Below are 1,731 nucleotides of genomic sequence, written 5' to 3' on the forward strand. Positions count from 1 at the left end.
ACGTCGGCACGGCGGCCGGGCAAATCGGGGTCAGCGGGGCCAACATCAGCTATGGCGGCACCAGCATTGGCAGCATCAGCGGCGGCAGCAACGGGGCAAATCTGCAAATCAACCTGAATGCCGGTGCCAGCCTCAGCGCCGTCGAGGCCTTGCTGCAAAACCTCACCTATGGCAGCACCTCGTCCAGCCCGACCAGCGTCCGCACTGTGGGTTTGCGCGTCTCCGACGGAGACGGCGGCAGCAGCAACGCCACCACAGTGCAGATCACCGTCACCCCCAGCCTGGACGGCGCGCCGGTGGTGTATGGCGAATCGCAGGTCAACACCTTCACCACCAACACCCAAGGCGAGCCGCAGATTGCCGTGCTCACCGACGGCAGCTACGTCATCGTCTGGCAGTCCTACGACCAGGATGCCAACAACACCTACGGCGTGTACGGCCAGCATTTCAGCGCCCAGGGCGTGGCCATCGGGGCCGAGTTCCGCGCCAACACCGCCACCGCCGCCGCACAAGACGGTGCCCACGTGGCGGCCCTGAGCAATGGCGGCTTCGTCATCACCTGGGACGATGCCAGTGGCGTGGACGGCAGCGGCCAGGGCGTGATTGCCCAGCTCTACAGCAGCACCGGTGCCACGGTGGGTGCCAACTTTGTGGCCAACACCACCACCGCCAGCACCCAGCAGTACAGCGATGTAGCGGGCTATGCCGGTGCGGGTGCGGTAGTGGGTGGTTTCACCACCGTGTGGGCCTCCAGCGGCAACACCGGCGGCAATGGCTACGACATTTACCTGCAGCGTTTTGACAACAGCGGGGCCAAGCTAGGGGGGGAGGTGCGCGTCAGCACCACGCCAGGGGCTGCAACAGCCCAGGTCGGGAACCAGCTCTACCCGCGCGTTGCCTCGCAGAGCAATGGCGACCTGGTAATCGTGTGGACCGACCAGGGCGGCAACGACAGCAGCGGCCAAGGGGTCTATGCCCAGCGCTACACCGCCGCGACCGGCCTGCTCTCAGGCAGCTTCCTGGTCAACAGCGTCACCGACGGTACCCAGTACGAGCCCGATGTGGCCACCCTGTCCGATGGCGGCTTTGTGATCGTGTGGCGCTCGGACAGCCAGGACGGTGCAAGTGCCGGGGTCTACGGCCAGCGCTACAACGCCGCAGGCACGGCCGTGGGTGGCGAGTTCCGGGTGAACGAAACCACTGAAGGCGGCCAGTACCAGCCCAGCGTGACCGGCCTGTCTACCGGCGGCTTTGTGGTCAGCTTTTACAACGACAACTACGACCTCACCGGTGCGGGCAGCTACAACGACGTGTACATCCGTGAGTACGACGCATCCGGCACACCCATTGACGGCCAGCGCAAGCTGCCCACCGCTACGGCCACCGGCAGCAACCAGGAATACCAGCCCGCCATTGCCGACCTGGGCAGCGGCAACTTCGTGGTGGCCTACACCGACCATGTGCCCACCATAGACGGCGGTAACGCCACCTTCGAGATCACGCAGCAAATCCTGGGCTCTGCGGCCGAACTGGCACGCCAGCAAAACCCGGTGCTCAGCGACTTTACCGGCAGCGTAACTTTTGCCGAGAACCTGATCAACGCCACGCCCCAGGTCATTGATGCCGCCATCAGCCTCAGCGACCTGGACTCAGCCAACTTTGCAGGCGGTGCGGTCAACCTGTTTTATGTACAGGGCGGCGAACCCAGCGACCAGCTGGGTGTGCGCAACG

The 1,731-nt window shown here is 65.0% G+C and carries 1 protein-coding gene; it reads left to right on the top strand.

What is annotated here, in order from left to right; all coding sequences use genetic code 11:
- On the top strand, positions 1–1,731 hold a 1,731-nt coding region (locus tag AC097L_RS23620), incomplete at both ends, for a hypothetical protein (RefSeq protein WP_479589177.1).

The organism is Rhodoferax sp. RT5P35 (assembly GCF_056521385.1).